This window comes from Mesorhizobium sp. LNJC391B00, from assembly GCF_000502535.1.
Lineage (GTDB): Bacteria > Pseudomonadota > Alphaproteobacteria > Rhizobiales > Rhizobiaceae > Mesorhizobium.
The window spans coordinates 83574-100913 of record NZ_AYWI01000001.1; the positions used below are offsets into that span (position 1 = coordinate 83574).

14 protein-coding genes are annotated in these 17340 nt (G+C 63.8%); 10 read left to right on the forward strand and 4 right to left on the reverse strand.

All coding sequences use genetic code 11. From position 1 onward, the window contains the following. Window positions 1-2085 carry a hydantoinase/oxoprolinase family protein gene (locus X750_RS162145; protein ID WP_023746525.1) on the reverse strand — a complete coding sequence of 695 codons (2085 nt, stop codon included), beginning with the start codon at window positions 2083-2085 and terminating at the stop codon, window positions 1-3. Window positions 2086-2304: 219 nt separating this feature from the next. Here X750_RS162145 and X750_RS162140 point away from each other — a divergent pair, with 219 nt between their 5' ends. From X750_RS162140 to X750_RS162120, 5 genes are all read left to right on the forward strand, one after another. Further along, window positions 2305-3132, forward strand: a complete 828-nt coding sequence (locus X750_RS162140; RefSeq protein ID WP_023700427.1) for a ferredoxin--NADP reductase — start codon at window positions 2305-2307, stop codon at window positions 3130-3132. Window positions 3133-3350: 218 nt separating this feature from the next. Continuing rightward, entirely contained in the window at window positions 3351-4400 is a 1050-nt protein-coding gene (gene deoC, locus X750_RS162135; RefSeq protein WP_023703681.1) for a deoxyribose-phosphate aldolase, read from the forward strand. A gap of 226 nt (window positions 4401-4626) precedes the next feature. Beyond that, a complete protein-coding gene (locus X750_RS162130; protein WP_023746526.1) occupies window positions 4627-6999 on the forward strand; it encodes an aldehyde dehydrogenase family protein in 2373 nt (790 codons plus the stop codon). Between the two features lie 293 nt (window positions 7000-7292). Next, window positions 7293-8024: an SDR family oxidoreductase gene (locus tag X750_RS162125; protein WP_023746527.1), complete on the forward strand. Its 732-nt coding sequence runs from the start codon at window positions 7293-7295 to the stop codon at window positions 8022-8024. A gap of 146 nt (window positions 8025-8170) precedes the next feature. Further along, window positions 8171-9016 (forward strand): fumarylacetoacetate hydrolase family protein, encoded by an 846-nt coding sequence (locus X750_RS162120; protein WP_023746528.1) that lies wholly within the window; start codon window positions 8171-8173, stop codon window positions 9014-9016. A gap of 81 nt (window positions 9017-9097) precedes the next feature. Here X750_RS162120 and X750_RS162115 read toward each other — a convergent pair whose 3' ends face one another. Next, the gene (locus X750_RS162115; RefSeq protein WP_023746529.1) at window positions 9098-10117 is read right to left on the reverse strand and encodes an LLM class flavin-dependent oxidoreductase; all 1020 of its coding nucleotides are present in this window, start codon (window positions 10115-10117) and stop codon (window positions 9098-9100) included. A gap of 340 nt (window positions 10118-10457) precedes the next feature. On the opposite strand from X750_RS162115, the gene msuE reads away from it, so the two are divergent. From msuE to X750_RS162090, 5 genes are read left to right on the forward strand one after another with little or no spacing between them, the layout of a single operon-like run. Further along, window positions 10458-11015: an FMN reductase gene (gene msuE, locus X750_RS162110; RefSeq protein ID WP_023671307.1), complete on the forward strand. Its 558-nt coding sequence runs from the start codon at window positions 10458-10460 to the stop codon at window positions 11013-11015. A 58-nt stretch (window positions 11016-11073) separates the two neighbouring features. After that, window positions 11074-12450, forward strand: coding sequence for an LLM class flavin-dependent oxidoreductase (locus X750_RS162105; protein WP_023746531.1), 1377 nt, complete (start codon window positions 11074-11076; stop codon window positions 12448-12450). A gap of 24 nt (window positions 12451-12474) precedes the next feature. Then, window positions 12475-13323 (forward strand): ABC transporter permease, encoded by an 849-nt coding sequence (locus X750_RS162100; protein ID WP_023746532.1) that lies wholly within the window; start codon window positions 12475-12477, stop codon window positions 13321-13323. A 40-nt stretch (window positions 13324-13363) separates the two neighbouring features. Further along, entirely contained in the window at window positions 13364-14362 is a 999-nt protein-coding gene (locus X750_RS162095; protein ID WP_023746533.1) for an ABC transporter substrate-binding protein, read from the forward strand. Between the two features lie 24 nt (window positions 14363-14386). Further along, window positions 14387-15151 carry an ABC transporter ATP-binding protein gene (locus X750_RS162090; RefSeq protein WP_023683542.1) on the forward strand — a complete coding sequence of 255 codons (765 nt, stop codon included), beginning with the start codon at window positions 14387-14389 and terminating at the stop codon, window positions 15149-15151. Between the two features lie 42 nt (window positions 15152-15193). Here the strand turns inward: X750_RS162090 and X750_RS0132090 are convergent, their stop codons facing one another. Together X750_RS0132090 and X750_RS162085 are read right to left on the reverse strand one after the other, a co-directional pair. Next, the gene (locus X750_RS0132090) at window positions 15194-15529 is read right to left on the reverse strand and encodes a hypothetical protein (protein WP_245261929.1); all 336 of its coding nucleotides are present in this window, start codon (window positions 15527-15529) and stop codon (window positions 15194-15196) included. Window positions 15530-16617: 1088 nt separating this feature from the next. Beyond that, on the reverse strand, window positions 16618-17274 hold the full coding sequence (locus X750_RS162085) for an outer membrane protein (protein WP_023688264.1): 657 nt from the start codon (window positions 17272-17274) through the stop codon (window positions 16618-16620). Window positions 17275-17340 lie beyond the last annotated feature (66 nt).

Consider the following 17340-nt stretch of genomic DNA (forward strand, 5'->3'; position numbering starts at 1 on the left):
TCAGGCCTCGCCGATATCGATGATGATGTTGCCGTCGGCGTCCGATCTTGCGCGGTCGCCGGGTTCGAGCACGGTGGTGGCGTCCATCTGTTCGAGGATCGCCGGCCCTTGGATAACGGCATCGAGCGGCAATTTTTCGCGTGCGTATATCGGCGTATCGTGCCAGCGTCCGGCATACCAGACCGGCCTTGTCTCGCGCAGCGCCTCGTCTAGCGTCTTTGTACGTCCGGCCGGGTCGATCAGCCGTGACAGGTCGATTGCCGGCCGCACGCCCGTCACCGACGTGTTGAGGTTGACCAGATTGGCGCGGATCTCCGGCAACTCGACCTTGAAGCGGGCGAAATAGGCTTTTTCGAACAGCGCCTGCAACTCCTGCCTTGTCACCGATGAAGACGGCAGCGCCACGTTGATGATGTGGGTCTGGCCGACGAACTGCATGTCGGCAGAGTGCGTAACGCGGATCGTTTCCGGCTTCACCGCTTCCTTGCCGATCAGTTCCTCGCCTTCCCCGCGGTGACGTTCCAGCACCTCGCGAAGCCGGGCTTCATCAAGCACGGCGACCGGCTGGTTGATGGTGTTGACGAAGTCATGGCGCAGATCGGCCACGACGCAGCCGAGCGCGTTGGTGATGCCCGGACGGGCCGGCACCAGCACGCGGGGCAGGCCGAGTTCGCGCGCCAGCGCGGTTGCATGCAGCGGCCCGGCGCCGCCGAAGGCGAACAGCGCGAAATCACGCGGATCATGGCCGCGCGACACCGAGACCATGCGGATGGCGCCGGCCATTTTCATGTTGCCGAGCCGCAGGATTGCACCCGCCGCCTCGACGCCGGAGAGGCCGGCGGCCTTGCCTATTCTGTCTTCGAAGATCCCGGTGACGCGCTCGACGGTGACCGGATTTTCGACCGCCAGCAGTTTTTTCGGCGCCAGCCGTCCCAGCACCAGATTGGCATCGGTGATGGTCGGCTCCAAGCCGCCGCGGCCGTAGCAGATCGGACCGGGATTGGCGCCGGCACTTTCCGGGCCGATCTGGATCAGGCCGGCCGCATCAACGCGCGCGATCGAGCCGCCGCCGGCGCCGACCGTATGCACCGCCACCATCGGCACATGGATCGGCATCGCATATTCGATCTCGATCTCGTTGGAGACCGCCGGCTCGGCGTTGCGGATCAGCGCCACATCGGTCGAGGTGCCGCCCATGTCGTAGGTGACGAGGTTTTCAAAGCCGGCGCGCTTGCCCGTATAGGCGGCCGCGATGACACCCGAAGCCGGGCCTGACATCACGGTCTTGGCCGACTCGCGCGTGACGAAGCGGGCCGAGATCATGCCGCCATTGCCGTTCATGATCAGGAAGTCGCGGGCATAGCCCTTGGCAGCCAATTCCTTGCGCAGCCGCTCGACATAACGCTCGAGGATCGGCTGCACCGAGGCGTTCACCGCGGCGGTCACGCCGCGCTCGAATTCGCGGGCTTCCGACAGCAGCGCATGGCCAGTCGTGATGTAGCCGTTCGGCCAAAGCTCGGCGGCGATTTCGGCCGCGCGCCGCTCATGCGAAGGGTTGGCGTAGGAATGCAGGAAATGGATGACCAGGGACTCGCAGCCGGCCCCGATCAGCGTCTTCACGGCGTCGCGCATCTCGGCCTCGTCGAGCGGCGTGCGCACCGCGCCCGACGCCTCGACGCGCTCCGACACTTCGAGCCGGAGATCGCGCGGGATGATCGGAACGAAGCTTCCGGTCATGCCGTAGGGCTGCGGCCGTGTGCGGCGGCCAAGCTCGATCACGTCGCGAAAACCGCGCGTGGTGATCATGCCGGTTTTCGCCAGCCTGCGTTCCAGCACCGCATTGGTGGTGGTGGTCGTGCCATGCACGATGAGGTCGATGCCGTCTATGGCAAAGCCTGTGGCGCCCAGCGCTGAAACCACGCCGAACGCCTGGTTGTCGACCGTCGTCGGCGTCTTGGCGATATGCACCTTTCCGCCGTCATTTCCGTCGATCAAAATGAGGTCGGTGAAGGTTCCGCCAACATCGATGCCGGCAACGACGTCGCCTGCGGAATCCGGCTGCTTCACCGAAAAATTCTCTTTCATTGTCGAAATCCGAAATGGCGGAACTACGAATATGCCGCAGTTTGGAAAGCTGTTTTAGCGTGGTATCTTGACACAAATATCGTTTGTATACTAATAAATTTGGGACACAAGAGCTCACTGCTTTGGAGTGTGTGAACGGCTCGCCGGGACCTGAATGGTCTGGGCGCGCAGGAAACGGTTTGGCGCCCGCACAGGCGTGGGCAAGACAGAGTTGGATTGATGAACACCACATCCGCACTCAACACAGCCGGCGCCCGTCCGCTGCAGTTTCCGATTCCGGCCAATGTCTATGCCGAAACCGTCGTCTCGGTGAAGCATTACACCGACCGCCTGTTCTCGTTCCGCATCACCCGTCCGCAGTCGCTGCGCTTCCGCTCCGGCGAGTTCGTCATGATCGGGCTGCCCAATGCCGAAAAGCCGGTGTACCGCGCCTATTCGGTCGCCAGCCCGGCCTGGGACGAAGAGCTGGAATTCTTCTCGATCAAGGTGCCGGATGGTCCGCTGACCTCCGAACTGCAGAAGATCCAGGTCGGCGACACCGTCATCATGCGCCAGAAGTCGACCGGCACGCTGGTTGTCGACGCGCTGACCCCGGCAAAGCGCCTGTTCATGATCTCGACCGGCACCGGCATCGCGCCCTTCGCCAGCCTTCTGCGCGACCCCGATACCTACGAAAAATTCGATCAGGTCATCCTGACCCACACCTGCCGCGACAATGCCGAACTGACCTATGGCCAGGAACTGGTGGCCGCGCTCGAGAACGATCCCCTGATCGGCGAACTGACCGGCGGCCGCGTCACCCTCTACAATTCGACGACCCGCGAAGAATCGGCGCGCATGGGCCGCATCACGGCGCTGATCGGCTCGGGCAAGTTCTACGCCGACCTCGGCATCGAGAAGCTCAATCCGGAGACGGACCGCATCATGATCTGCGGCTCGATGCATATGCTGAAGGACGTCAAGGAAATGGCCGAAGGCCTCGGCTTCCATGAGGGCTCGCTCAGCCATCCCTCGACCTTCGTCGTCGAGCGCGCTTTCGTCGGCTGACATCAGCAGGCGCCTCGGCGCCTGCTTCTCGATTGGAATTTTGACCATGCGGTCAAAATTCAGCTGCTTTCGCCGCCTTTTTCCGCTATGACCGCTTGAAGGACTCGTGAAGCGATGCTTCACGGGCTATCTTCGGTGTGCGTCGCCTAAAGCCGCCGTGCGGTCCGGGAGCAACGACACGCACCACGACGTAAAATCGTCGAGCGAAAGGGCAGGAGATGAGCAGCACAATCCGCGAAGCCGATCTCGGCGCGTCCAAGGTCACGCCGCTGCCGGCGCGTGCCGCAGCCAACACGCCCGTTCCGCAATCGCATGGCATCGCCCGCAACACCGGCATGCGGCTCGATCTCGGCTTCATGGAATCGGTGCGCTCGGTCAATCGCTCGGCGCTGGAGCGCCGCGTCGCCAGCCTGACCAAGCGTCGTTCGATCAAGGCCGACAACCAGGCGGCATGGCTGCTGCGCGCCGTCTCCTGCATGGATTTGACGACGCTGAATTCCAACGACACCGAAGAGCGCGTGCGCCGCCTGTGCGCCAAGGCGATCAACCCGTTCCGCCGCGACATCGTCGAGGGGCTTGGCATCGAGGGCGAAAAAATCCGCCCGGCGGCGGTCTGCGTCTATCATCCATTCGTCGCGACGGCTGTTGATGCCGTGCGCGGCACCGGCATCCATGTCGCCGCCGTCTCCACCGCTTTCCCGCACGGCCTTGCGCCGCTGTCGACCCGCCTGCAGGAGATCGAGGCATCGGTGCGCGACGGCGCGGACGAGATCGACGTCGTCATCCCGCGCGGCCTGGTCTTCGGCGCCAAGTGGCAGGAGCTCTACAACGAGATCGTCTCGATGCGCGAAGCCTGCGGCGATGCGCATCTCAAGGTCATTCTCGGCACCGGCGACCTCGCCACGCTGCGAAATGTCATGCTAGCCTCGATGGTGGCGATGATGGCCGGCGCCGATTTCATCAAGACCTCGACCGGCAAGGAAAGCGTCAACGCCACGCTGCCCGTCGGCCTTGCCATGGTGCGCGCCATCCGAGCCTATTTCGAGGAGACCGGCTTTCTCATCGGCTTCAAGCCGGCCGGCGGCATCTCTACCGCCAAGGCCTCGCTCGACTGGCTGGTGCTGATGAAGGAGGAGCTCGGCCGGCCCTGGCTGGAGCCAGACCTGTTCCGCTTCGGCGCCTCGAGCCTGCTCACCGACATCGAGCGCCAGCTCGAGCATCATCTGACCGGGCATTATTCGGCCAATCACCGCCACGCAATGGCGTGAGGCGGATGAAGGCCTTGAACGTCGTGTTCCTTCGCGCCTCCCTCTGTCCTGCCGGACATCTCCCCCACTTGGGGGGAGATTGGCTAACGTCGGCGATTTCGCCAATTGTCGACGTTTCAGAGCCGACAGGCGCGAAGGCTAATCTCCCTCCTTGTGGGGGAGATGTCCGGCAGGACAGAGGGGGGCGCCACAGAGCGCCTGCCAAGACGATTATCTGGAGCGCGTCATGAACATTCTCGAACGCTATCACGCCATGGAATACGGCCCGGCGCCGGAAGCCCGCACCGAGGCCGATGCCTGGCTTGCCGGACGCGATTTCGGCAAGGCGCTGTTCATCGACGGCGGCTGGAAGGCAGCAGGCGGCGGCAAGACCTTCGAGACCAGCGAACCCTCATCCGGCAAGCTGCTGGCCAAGATCTCCGATGCCGGCGCCGCCGATATCGACGCAGCCGTCGCCGCAGCCACCAGGGCGTTGCCGAAATGGTCGGCATCCTCGGGCTACCAGCGCGCAAAAGTGCTTTACGCCATTGGCCGCGCGATGCAGCGTCATCAGCGCCTGTTCGCAGTGCTTGAGTCAATCGACAACGGCAAGCCGATCCGCGAAAGCCGCGACATCGACGTGCCGCTGGCCATCCGCCATTTCATCCATCATGCCGGCTGGGCGCAGGCGCTGGACAAGGATTTCCCAGGCCACAAGGGTGTCGGCGTCGTCGGCCAGATCATCCCATGGAATTTCCCGCTGCTGATGCTGGCCTGGAAGATTGCGCCGGCGCTCGCCGCCGGCTGCACGGTGGTGCTGAAGCCGGCCGAGTTCACGCCGCTCACCGCCATCCTGTTTGCCGAGATCTGCGAGCGTGCCGGCGTGCCCAAGGGCGTCGTCAACATCGTCCAGGGCGGGCCGGAAGCGGGCGTCGCCATCGTCAACCATCCCGGCATCCAGAAGATCGCCTTCACCGGCTCTTCGGAGGTCGGCAAGATCATCAGGAAAGCCACGGCTGGATCGGGCAAGAAGCTGTCATTGGAGCTTGGCGGCAAATCGGCCTTCATCGTCTTCGAGGACGCCGATCTCGACAGCGCCGTCGAAGGACTGGTCGACGGCATCTGGTTCAACCAGGGCCAGGTCTGCTGCGCAGGCTCGCGGCTTCTGGTGCAGGAAGGCATTGCCGACGCGTTGATCGCAAAGGTCAAGGTCAGGATGAGCCGGCTTCGCGTCGGCAGCCCGCTCGACAAGAACACCGATATCGGACCGCTGGTCGACGCCACACAGCTCGACCGCGTCAAGGGCCTGGTCGCAGAAGGCGCCAGACAGGGCGCCGTCTGCTGGCAGCCCGACGCGGTGCTGCCGTCTTCCGGCTACTACCACCTGCCGACGCTCGCCACCGGTGTTTCGCCGGCAAATATATTGGCGCAGGAAGAGGTGTTCGGCCCGGTTCTGGCCACCATGACCTTCCGCAACACCGAGGAAGCGGTCGAACTCGCCAACAACACGCGCTATGGGCTGGCCGCCTCGGTGTGGAGCGAAAACATCAACCTCACGCTGCATGTCGCGCCGCAGCTGAAGGCCGGCGTCGTCTGGGTCAACGGCACCAACATGTTCGACGCCGCCTGCGGCTTCGGCGGCTATCGCGAAAGCGGCTTTGGCCGCGAGGGCGGGCGCGAGGGCATGTTCGAGTATCTCTCGGCAAAGCTGCCGCTCGGCCCGGTGATCAAGCCGACGGCGGCTTCGGCGCAGCCGGTCGAGCAATCGGATGGCGGCGCCATCGATCGTACCGCAAAGCTGTTCATCGGCGGCAAGCAGGTGCGGCCCGACGGCAATTATTCGCTGGCGATAGCCACTGCCAAGGGCAAGCTCGCCGGCGAAGTCGGTCTCGGCAGCCGCAAGGACATCCGCGACGCCGTTGCCGCCGCCCGCGCCTGCAAGGCCTGGCCGGAGGCGACCGCCTACAATCGCTCCCAGGTGCTATATTATCTCGCCGAAAATCTGTCCGGCCGTGCCGGCGAGTTTACCGCACGCTTGACCGAACTGACCGGCGCCAACGCCAAGGCCGCGCGGGAGGAAGTGGAACAATCGATCGAGCGCCTGTTCCTCTATGCCGGCCTTGCCGACAAGTATGAGGGCAGGGTGCATCAGCCACCGGCCCGCGCCGTCACGCTCGCTTTGCACGAGCCGGTCGGCGTCGTCGGCATCGTCGCCCCGGACAGCGCGCCGCTGCTCGGCTTGATCTCCCTGATCGCACCTGCGCTTGCCATGGGCAACACGGTGGTGGCCGTGCCGTCGGAAAAATACCCGCTGCTCGCCACCGATCTCTACCAGGTGATCGAATATTCCGACGTTCCGGCAGGCGCCATCAACATCGTCACCGGCCGCACGGCGGAGCTTGCCGGCGTGCTGGCCAAGCATGACGATGTCGACGGGCTCTGGCTGTTTGCCGATGCCGACACTTGCGCCAAGGCGGAGGCCGATTCCGTCGGCAATCTCAAGCGCGTCTGGACCGGCAACGGCCGCAGCCTCGACTGGGCGTCCGACGAGGCCGCCGGCGATGCCCTGCTGCGCCGCGCCGTCGAAGTGAAGAACGTCTGGGTGCCATACGGCGACTAATGCCGCCTGAAGCGCGCTGTGCTTGAGTGAACCATGGCAGCGTGACTCGTTGTCCGGTTGTCATACATGTTGTTGCATCAGAGCAAGCGATGTGCATTACATCAGCCGTCGCGAAGGTGATCGCGTTCGGGCTTGACGCCCGGACATGTGTTCTTTAACCAGAAAAAACATTTGTTGTTTATGGACTGATGGATTGTGCAGGCCGCATAGTCGCGCCTGTGTGGCACAGGACGCCCCGGTTAGCCGGCAGTAAATCGGGCCGAGAAGTGGCCAAAGAGGGCGAGGAGAAACGCATGGCGGATCTGGCAGGCAAGGTCGTTGTCGTCACGGCGGCGGCGCAAGGCATCGGCAGAGCGAGCGCATTGGCCTTCGCCAAGGCAGGTGCCGTCGTGCACGCCACCGACATCAACGAGGCGCTGCTGGCCGAACTCGCCAAGACCTCCGGCATCAAGACCCGCAAGCTCGACGTTCTCAACGACGATGCGGTGGCATCCGGCTTCGCCGAAATCGGCCGCGTCGACGTGCTGTTCAACTGCGCCGGCTTCGTCCATTCGGGGTCCATCCTCGAGATGAAGGACGCCGATCTCGATTTCGCCTTCAACCTCAATGTCCGCGCCATGATCCGCACCATTCGGGCCGTACTGCCCGGCATGCTGGAGCGCGGCGATGGCTCGATCATCAACATGTCGTCCGTCGCCGGCGCCGGCAAGGGCGTGCCCAACCGCTTCGCCTATGGCGTCTCCAAGGCGGCCGTGATCGGTCTCACCAAGGCGATTGCCGCGGACTATGTCGCCAAGGGCATTCGCTGCAACGCCATCTGCCCCGGCACCGTCGAGAGCCCGTCGCTGCAGGACCGCATGCATGCGCAGGGCGATTACGAGGCGGCCCGCGCGGCCTTCATTGCCCGCCAGCCGATGGGCCGTCTCGGCACGCCCGAGGAAATCGCCGACCTTGCCGTCTACCTCGCCGGCGCCACGTACACCTCAGGCCAGGCCTATAATATCGACGGCGGCTGGTCGATCTGAGCAATAGCCTCGATCCGCAGGTCCAGGCTCGAACAGTTCTAAAGTCCGGCTTGCCCCAGGTCGGGTCCGATAGCCAGAGTCCGCCCAGTCATCGCTTGGCGGAGCGAGTTTTGAAAACGGCCTTGGGCCGCAATTTGGAGAGCAAGATGAAACTGCTGCGCTATGGCGAGATAGGGAGCGAACGCCCCGGCCTGCTCGATGCGGATGGAACGATCCGCGATCTTTCGGGTCATGTCGCCGACATTGCCGGCAAGGCGCTCGATCCGGCGTCGCTCGAGACATTGTCGAAGCTCGATCCGAACTCGCTGCCGGCGGTTTCCGGCAAGCCGCGCCTCGGCGCCTGCGTCGCCGGCACCGGCAAGTTCATCTGCATCGGCCTGAATTATTCCGACCATGCCGCCGAAACCGGCGCCACCGTGCCGCCGGAGCCGATCATCTTCATGAAGGCAAGCTCGGCCATTGTCGGTCCCGACGACGACGTGCTGATCCCGCGCGGTTCGGAAAAGACCGACTGGGAGGTTGAACTCGCCGTGGTCATCGGCAGAAAAGCCAAATATGTCAGCGAAGCCGAGGCGCTGGATTATGTCGCCGGCTATGCCGTTGCCCATGACGTGTCCGAGCGAGCCTTCCAGGCCGAGCGCCAGGGCCAGTGGACCAAGGGCAAGAGCTGCGACACGTTTGGTCCGACCGGCCCGTGGCTTGTCACCAAGGACGAGGTTGCCGATCCGCAGAACCTCAAAATGTGGCTGACGGTCAACGGCAAGACGATGCAGAACGGCTCGACCAGGACCATGGTCTACGGCGTCGCCTATCTCGTTTCCTATCTCAGCCAGTTCATGTCGCTGCATCCTGGCGACATCATCTCCACCGGCACCCCGCCCGGCGTTGGGCTGGGCATGAAGCCGCCCGTGTTCCTGAAGCCCGGCGATGTGGTGGAACTGGGCATCGAGGGGCTAGGCCAGCAGAAGCAGACCTTCAAGGCGGATGCCTAGCCGCCTCTTCCCTTAGAGCGTTTCACCGTTTGCCGGCGAAACGGTCTATCTCTTTGTTTGCCGGGCGGCTGGCGCCTCTTGTCAGCGCCAGCCCAGAGCCGGCGCGACGTGCTTCAGGATCGCCTCGATGACGTGGGCGTTGTACTCGACGCCAAGCTGGTTGGGGACGGTCAGAAGCAGCGTGTCGGCCTCGGCGATCGCTTCGTCCTCTTTCAGCTGATCGATCAGCACATCGGGCTCCGCGGCATAGGAGCGGCCGAAGACGGCAAGCTTCTCAGGCTCGATATAGCCGAAATGATCTTCGCTGCTGCCGCCGCCGAAATAAGCGCGGTCGCGGTCGTTCACCAGCGCAAAGATGCTGCGGCTGACCGACACGCGCGGCTCGCGTGTGTGGTCGGCCGCCTTCCACGCCGCGCGATAGGCGCGGATCTGTTCGGCCTGCTGGATGTGGAGCGGCTGGCCGCCCTCATCGAACTTCAGCGTCGAACTTTGCAGGTTCATGCCGAGCTTGCCCGCCCATTCGGCGGTCGCGTTGGTAGCGGCGCCCCACCAGATCCGGTCGCGCAGGCCGGCCGAGAACGGCTCGAGCCGCAGCATTCCCGGAGGATTGGGGAACATCGGCCGCGGATTGGGTTGCGCGAAACCTCCGCCGCGCAGCACATTCAGGAAAACCTCGGCATGATTGCGCGCCATGTCGGCATCGCTTTTGCCGTCCTGCGGCACGTAGCCGAAGTAGCGCCAGCCGTCGATCACCTGCTCCGGCGAACCGCGGCTGATGCCAAGCTGCAGCCGGCCACCGGCGATCAGGTCGGCAGCACCCGCATCCTCGGCCATATACAGCGGATTCTCATAGCGCATGTCGATGACGGCGGTGCCGATCTCGATGCGGCTGGTGCGGGCGCCGACCGCGGCCAGAAGCGGAAACGGCGAAGCGAGCTGGCGGGCAAAATGATGGACGCGGAAATAGGCGCCGTCCGCGCCCAGCTCCTCGGCGGCGACGGCCAGGTCGATCGACTGCAGCAGCGCGTCGGACGCCGAGCGCGTCTGCGATTGCGACGAGGGCGACCAATGGCCGAAGGAAAGAAAGCCGATCTTTTTCATGCGCGCATCCTGTTCTTTGATTGCAGTTGCCTACTTCATCGCCCACGCGATCGGGTTCAATCGACACTCACACAACGCAGTGTCAATGCCGCCGGCCCTTGACGGTTTCGCGACGATACCCATCAGTGCGCAAAGGACCAAGGCCATGGTCCCCGGCGATGCCTTTCGCGACCGCGTCAGCATCTGCCGCGGCGCTTTTGGGGCCAAATGAACCAACCAAAGGCGATGTACCGCAAACTCCATTCGCTTCAGAGCCCGGTTTTGAAATCTTCTCGCTCATTTAATTCTACAAAATCGGTAGGCTTAATGCGGATAGTGCGTTTGCGAGAAGGAGCCTCGGATGTCAAAAAAGCTGGTGGTGGGGTGGTCCGGCAACCTGACCCGTCCGTCCAAGACGAAGGCATTCGTCAGCCACATCGCCGGTGAGGTGGCGAGCCGGGCCGGCTCGGCTTTGAGCGTTTTCGACATCGAGGATCTCGGCCCGTCCTTTGCGCCTGCAAGACAGCTTGGCGATCTCGATCCGGCGGCGCGCGGTATTATCGAGCAGCTGCTCGGCGCCGACGTGCTGGTGGTCGGCTCCCCGACCTTCAAGGGCAGCTACACCGGGCTGTTCAAGCACTTCTTCGACCTGCTCGACCCGTCGTCGCTGCGCGGCAAGCCGATCATCCTGGCGGCAACAGGCGGCGGCGAGCGTCATTCGCTTGTCGTCGAACACCAGTTGCGGCCGTTGTTCGGCTTCTTCGAGGCGCAGACCCTGCCGACCGCGATCTACGCCTCGGACAAGGACTTTGCAGATGGCGTGCTGGTGTCAGAGGCAGTCAAGGCGCGAGCCCGGCAGGCGGTCGCTGAGGCATGCCGGGTGGCCGGCGTGCCCTACAGCGTCGTCCTTGCCGCCTGAAAACCAACGATCCGCGACGCAATATTCCATCCCGCATAGACCAGAAGGACGCCTGCAAATGACTCGAGCCAGCAAGTCCGATAGCAAACCGCGGCAGATCAAGCTCGGCGCCTTCCTGCCCGGCGGCGGACAGCATATTGCCGCCTGGCGTCATCCCGATGCGCCGGCCGACGGCGCCACCAATTTCGAGTTCCACAAGCAACTGGCGCTGACCGCCGAGCGCGGCCTGTTCGACGCCTATTTCCTGGCCGACAACCTGACCGTCGGCCTCGGCGCCCGCGAGGGCGGCAACGCCAAGATCGCCGGCTTCGAGCCGGTGACGCTGTTTGCGGCGCTGGCGCCGCTGACGACGCATCTCGGCTTCATCGCAACGGCGTCCACCACCTATGAGGAGCCTTACACGCTGGCGCGCAAATTCGCTTCGCTCGACCTGTTGTCGAACGGCCGCGCCGGCTGGAACGTGGTGACCTCGGCCGGCGACGAAACGGCACGCAATTTCAACCGCGACGTCCAGCCCAGCCATGCCGAGCGCTATGCCAGGGCGCATGAGCATGTCGAGACGGTCAAGGCGCTGTGGGACAGCTGGGAGGATGACGCCTTCATCCGCGACAAGCAGTCGGGCCGTTTCTACGACAAGGACAGATTGCACGACATCGACCACAAGGGCGAGCATTTCAGCGTCAAGGGTCCGCTCAACGTGCCGCGCCCGGTGCAAGGACATCCGGTTGTCGTACAAGCGGGGCAGTCGGAAGACGGCCGTGGGCTTGCCGCGCACTCGGCCGAGGTCATCTTCACGGCCCATCAGAAGCTCGAGACGGCGCAGGAATTCTACCGCGACATCAAGGCGCGCGTGGCTGAAGTCGGCCGCGATCCCGACCAGGTGCTGATCATGCCGGGCGTCGCGCCCTTCGTCGGCCGCACCGAGGACGAGGCCCGCGCCAAATACCAACAGCTCAACGACCTTATCCTGCCCGAGGACGGTGTTGCGCTCCTCAACGGTCTTGCCGGCCAGACGCTCGACATCAGGGGCTATCCGCTCGACGGCCCGTTGCCGCCGAGCAAGGAAACCGAAGGCATGAAGAGCCGCCAGGCGCTGATCCGGCAGATTGCCGACGAGCACAATTTCAGCATCCGCCAGCTTTACCAATGGGTAGCGACGGCGCGCGGCCACTACACCATCGTCGGCAGCGTCAGGCAGGTCGCCGATCAGCTGGAGGAATGGTTCACCAGCGACGCGGCCGACGGCTTCAACATCCTGCCGCCCTGGCTGCCCGGCGCGCTCGACGATTTCGTCGACCTGGTCATTCCCGAGCTGCAGCGGCGCGGCCTGTTCCGCACGGCTTACGAAGGCCGCACGCTGCGCGAGAATCTCGGCCTCAGGCGCCCGGAAAATCCATGGACCGTCGCCCGCTCGACCGTCCTTGCCGCCGAATGACCTTGGCATCGAAGGGGTGAAGCAATGACGTTGCAGCACATCGATCGGCAAATCACGGTTCGCCGCGGTGGTGGCGAAACCGGGCTCGGCACCGACTTCCTGAACCTCGGTAGCAAGGCGGCTTTTCGCTTCCTGAAGCGCTACGGCGTGCTTGCCGGCTTCCTGGCGCTCTGGCAGGTGGCGAGCAGCGTCGGATGGGTCAACGCGGCGGTGCTGCCGCCGATCGACATGATCGTCGAAGCGCTCTGGAAGGGGCTTGCCGGCGGCAGCCTGCTCGGCGACATCGCCATCAGCCTGCAGCGCGCCGGCATCGCCTTTGCCGCAGCCGTCGCCGTCGCCATTCCGCTCGGCCTGTTCATGGGCCAGGTGCGCCCGGTCGAAACCGCGCTCGATCCGATCCTGCAGGTGTTCCGGCAGACCTCTGCACTGGCGCTCTACCCGGTGTTCATCCTGCTCTTGGGACTTGGCGAGACCTCGAAGATCTTCGTCATCTTCTGGGCGACGCTGTTTCCGCTGCTGCTCAACACCACCAGCGGCGTCAAGGAAGTCGATCCCAAGCTGCTTGAAATGGCGCGCGTCTATGGTGCGAGCCGGCTCACCGTGTTTCGCCGCGTCGTACTGCCGGGCGCCGTGCCGTCGATCTTCGTCGGCTTGCGGCTGAGCGCCACCACGGCGCTGCTGCTGCTGATCGCGTCCGAGATGATCGGTGCCAACAAGGGCATCGGCTTCCAGGTGATGAACGCGCAGTACAATTTCCAGATCCCGCTGATGTTTGCGGCAATCGTCATCCTCGCCGGGCTTGGCCTGATCGCCAATCAGGCATTGGTCACCCTGCAGCGGCGGCTCTGTCGCTGGAGCAATCCTGTCAACTGAGCAGTCCGCCCCTCACCGTTTACCTCACAAGGACCCGATCATGAAAATCACCCGCCGTTCGCTGCTTGCCGGCGCGCCGCTTGCCGCCGGCCTCATCGCCGCCGGCCTGCCGCGCCTGGCCTTTGCGCAAGCCGCAGCCGTCAAGTTCCGCTACCTCGCCAGCCGTGGCAGCATCTCCCCGCATGAGCTGGCCGACGAGCTCGGCTACTTCAAAGGGCTCGGCGTCGAGCTGGAGAATGTCGGCTATTCCTCGGGTGGACCGGAATCGCTGTTTGCGCTGTCTTCCGGCAGCGTCGACATCGGCTCGGCCGCCACCGCGGCGGTGATCAACTCGATGTCGGGCGGCAACGACTTCGTCGCGGCGTATCCGAGCAACGGCATCAACAAGGATGTGAAGAGCGTCTTCTACGTGCTGGAAGACAGCCCGATCAAATCGATCGCCGACATTGCCGGCAAGACCATCTCGGTCAACACGCTCGGCGCTCATCTCGACTATACGGTGCGTGAGGCCCTGCACAGCGTCGGCCTGCCGCCGACCGCCGCCAACCTCATTGTCGTGCCCGGCCCGCAGCTTGAGCAGACGCTGCGCTCGCGCCAAGTCGACATTGCCGGCCTCGGCTACTGGCAGGCGACCTTTGCCGGCGCGCTGGTCGCCAATGGCGGCGTGCGCGGCGTGTTCGACGACACGCAGGTGCTCGGCGAACTCGCCGGCGGCTTCGTCGTGCTCAGGCGCGACTTCATTGCCGCCAACCCGGATGCGGCGCGCAACTTCGTCGAACAGTCGGCGCGCGCCTCGGACTGGTCGCGCCAGAACCCGGACGAAGCCCGCAAGGTGCTGGCCACTATCCTCGACAAGCGCGGTGAAAACGGCGATCTCGCCCGCTACTGGACCGGCTTTGGTCTGCGCGAAGGTGCGCAGGCGACCGACCGCGACATCGACTTCTGGGTCGCCGTGCTGGAGCGCGACGGCCGTCTGGCCAAGGGCAAGCTGAAAGCCGCCGACATTCTGTACCGGCCCGGCGAAACCAAGATCAACTGAGCTCTGAAATAGCTGAGAGATGAGATGACCGGTTCCAACCGCGGCGGGGAGGTCTCGATCCGCGACCTGTCCAAATCCTTCAGCCTCGGCGGGCGCCAGCTTGCCGTGCTGCGGACGCTCAACCTCGACATTCGTTCGGGGGAATGCCTGGTCATTGTCGGCGCCAGCGGCTCCGGCAAGACCACGCTGCTGCGTATTCTGGCCGGGCTGGAGGCGGCCGACAGCGGCGGTGTCGCGATCGACGGCCAGCCGGTGCATGGCGTCGGCGCCGAGCGTGCCGTGATCTTCCAGGAGCCGCGGCTGCTGCCGTGGCTGAGCGTGCTCGGCAATGTCGCGTTCGGCCTCGAAGTGCGCGGTGTTCCCAAGAGGCAGGCCGAGGAACGCGCCCGCTTCTACGTCGCCCTGGTCGGCCTTGCCGAATTCGCGGATGCTTTTCCGAGCCAGCTTTCCGGCGGCATGGCGCAGCGCGTCGGCATCGCCCGGGCGCTCACCGTGCAGCCCGAAATCCTTCTGCTCGACGAGCCGCTCGGGGCGCTGGACGCCATGACCAAGATCGGCATGCAGGAGGAACTGGCGCGCATCTGGAGCGAAGAGAACGTCACCATGGTGATGGTCACCCACGATCTGGAGGAGGCGATCTATCTGGCTGACCGCGTGCTGATCCTGCCCAAGGAGAAAGGCGGCGCGGCGCGGTTGATCGACATCGACCTGCCACGCCCGCGCGAGCGCAGCGAGAGCCGCTTCGTGCGCTATCGCGAAGAACTGCTGCGCGAATTCGGCCTGCACTGATCGGGGCAGGCGCGAACCGTAGGCTGACACTCGCTCTCGCGATTACTGCTTGGTGAACGTGCCCGTATAGGTGCGGTCGGCAAGCCCATAGGTGACGGCCAGCGTTCCGTCCGCCTGAATGACCGCGCTGACGTCCGCGCCATTGGGAAGGCGCCGCAGTTTCAGCGTGTTGCCGAAAATCTTGCCTTCGCCATCTGCCACGCCCGGTTTGTTGTCGCCGACATTGCCCCAGGCATAGGTGGCGGTGACATTGCCGCCGCGCGTAATCGTCAGCACGGCGAGCTTGCCGTCATACATCCCGTCCAGCTGTCCGCCCCATATGCCGGAAAACGCGACATATTTGGCCGGGACGCCTTCGCCCGGGGGCATGACCCGCACGGATGGATCGAGGACCGCCGCACCATCCGGAGCAGAGATCGCGGCAGGCGCCATGGGCTGAGGTGCGGGCGCTGGCGGCGGCGATGATGGTTCAGGCGCCGACTGGCAGGCGACAAGCATGAATGCCGCGAAACCGAGCGTCGGAAAGAGACTGTTTGGTGGAGCCAATCGGGATCGAACCGACGACCTCTTGAATGCCATTCATAGGGCCTTTCTTTCGTTCTGTTTCCGTGCGTTGCAGCCAGTGTCCGGGAAGTTATTAGTTTCAACGCAAATCAGCTACGGTGCTTCCGTGAGTGTCGCCGGGTTGTCTATTTTATGGTGCCCTGGCGGTGCCCCGACCCTCCAAGCGGTGCCACAGTATGTCCGAAGGCGCCAAATCAGTCAAAATCACAAAGCGCGTGGTGGGCGCTACGAAGCCGAACGGCACGGACTTCTGTATTCGACAGCGAGCGGATCGGGTTTGGCCTTCGCGTTCGCGCCACCGGCGGCATTTCGTGTTATCTTGCGCTACCGAGCCTGGTCCGGGCGATCTGCGTGACAATTGCCAAGGTTGGCAAGGTGACGGCCACTCACGCGCTCGACGTGACGACTTAGCAGGCGTAGGTCTATGGGAGCCTTGGAGAGCGGTGGCTGGTAAGCCAGGCAGGTAAAGGGACCATCCAACCCGCCGCTCGTTCGTCTATGCTGGCTCATTCCAGCTACTCCAGACCGATTGCCCCCAGCTCAAGCTGGCGGGCTTTTTCGTGCGGCCCAAGAACATCCTTGGAGCGAGGATGTTCAGTCGCACCCGGACGTTCTTCATCGGTCGCCCGTGCTTTTCGCCCTTATTATTTTCTCTGCCGCCGGCGCCACTGTCTGTTGTCGGTGGCGAGGCCGCTATCACCTTCTGAGCGGGCTAGCGAGGGAGTGCCTTCGACGGTGAAGACGATTCCGGCCTCTTCAAACGCTTTGCGGACTGCCGCGATATCGTGAGGACGCGATTTCCTGAATCCGTTCTCGAGACCGCTGATCGCCATTCCGCTAAGGTCGACCTTTGCGGCAAGTCGCACACGCGACCAGTTCAGCAAGGCTCGTGCTGCTAACAGCTAGAATTTCATCGCGACGCCGACGCGGAAGTCGTGCGTCTGAACCGTGTGTTCGAGTGTGCACCCGCCACCGCAATATTCTAGCGATTTCTTGCCAAAGAAGGAGAAATCATACTCTCCGCGCAAAAACACGTTGTGGGTGAGTGCGACGTCTAAACCTGCTCCAACGATGCCGCCTACCAAGGTGGCATCGCGCTCCGCGTCACCACCTGGATAGAACGTCTTCAACTTTGCGGCGGTTACCCCCGCCGTGACGAACGGCATGTACGCTCCCATGTCCATTCCGACTCGACCCTTTACAGAGCCAAACAACCCGGTGGAAGCGTCGAGGACGCCTGGGCCAGGAATGTCGTTGAAGGTGTTCTTCTTGAAGCGATACCCAAGCTCGCCTTCGACGCCGTAGACAATCTTGCCCGACTGGAAGTTATAGCCCGCAAAGCCGCCGATTGTTGCCGAGCCGGGGCTGTGGGTAGCTCCGGCGCCAATGTTCGGCTCATGGATCTTGTAGTGCTCCAGCGTTCCCGCGCCGAAGATACCAGCGTAAGGTCCTTGCCAGGTCCATTCAGGGGTGTCCACAGGAGCAGTAATGGTGTCGGCGGCGATTGCCGGCGCGGTCACCGATAGCGCGATAAGTGAAGCGAAAAGAAAGGCTTTCATCGGAATCCCCAGCACAATGTCAGGCAACTAGTAGAATATGCCTGCAACTTTGTATGTAGCTAGGAA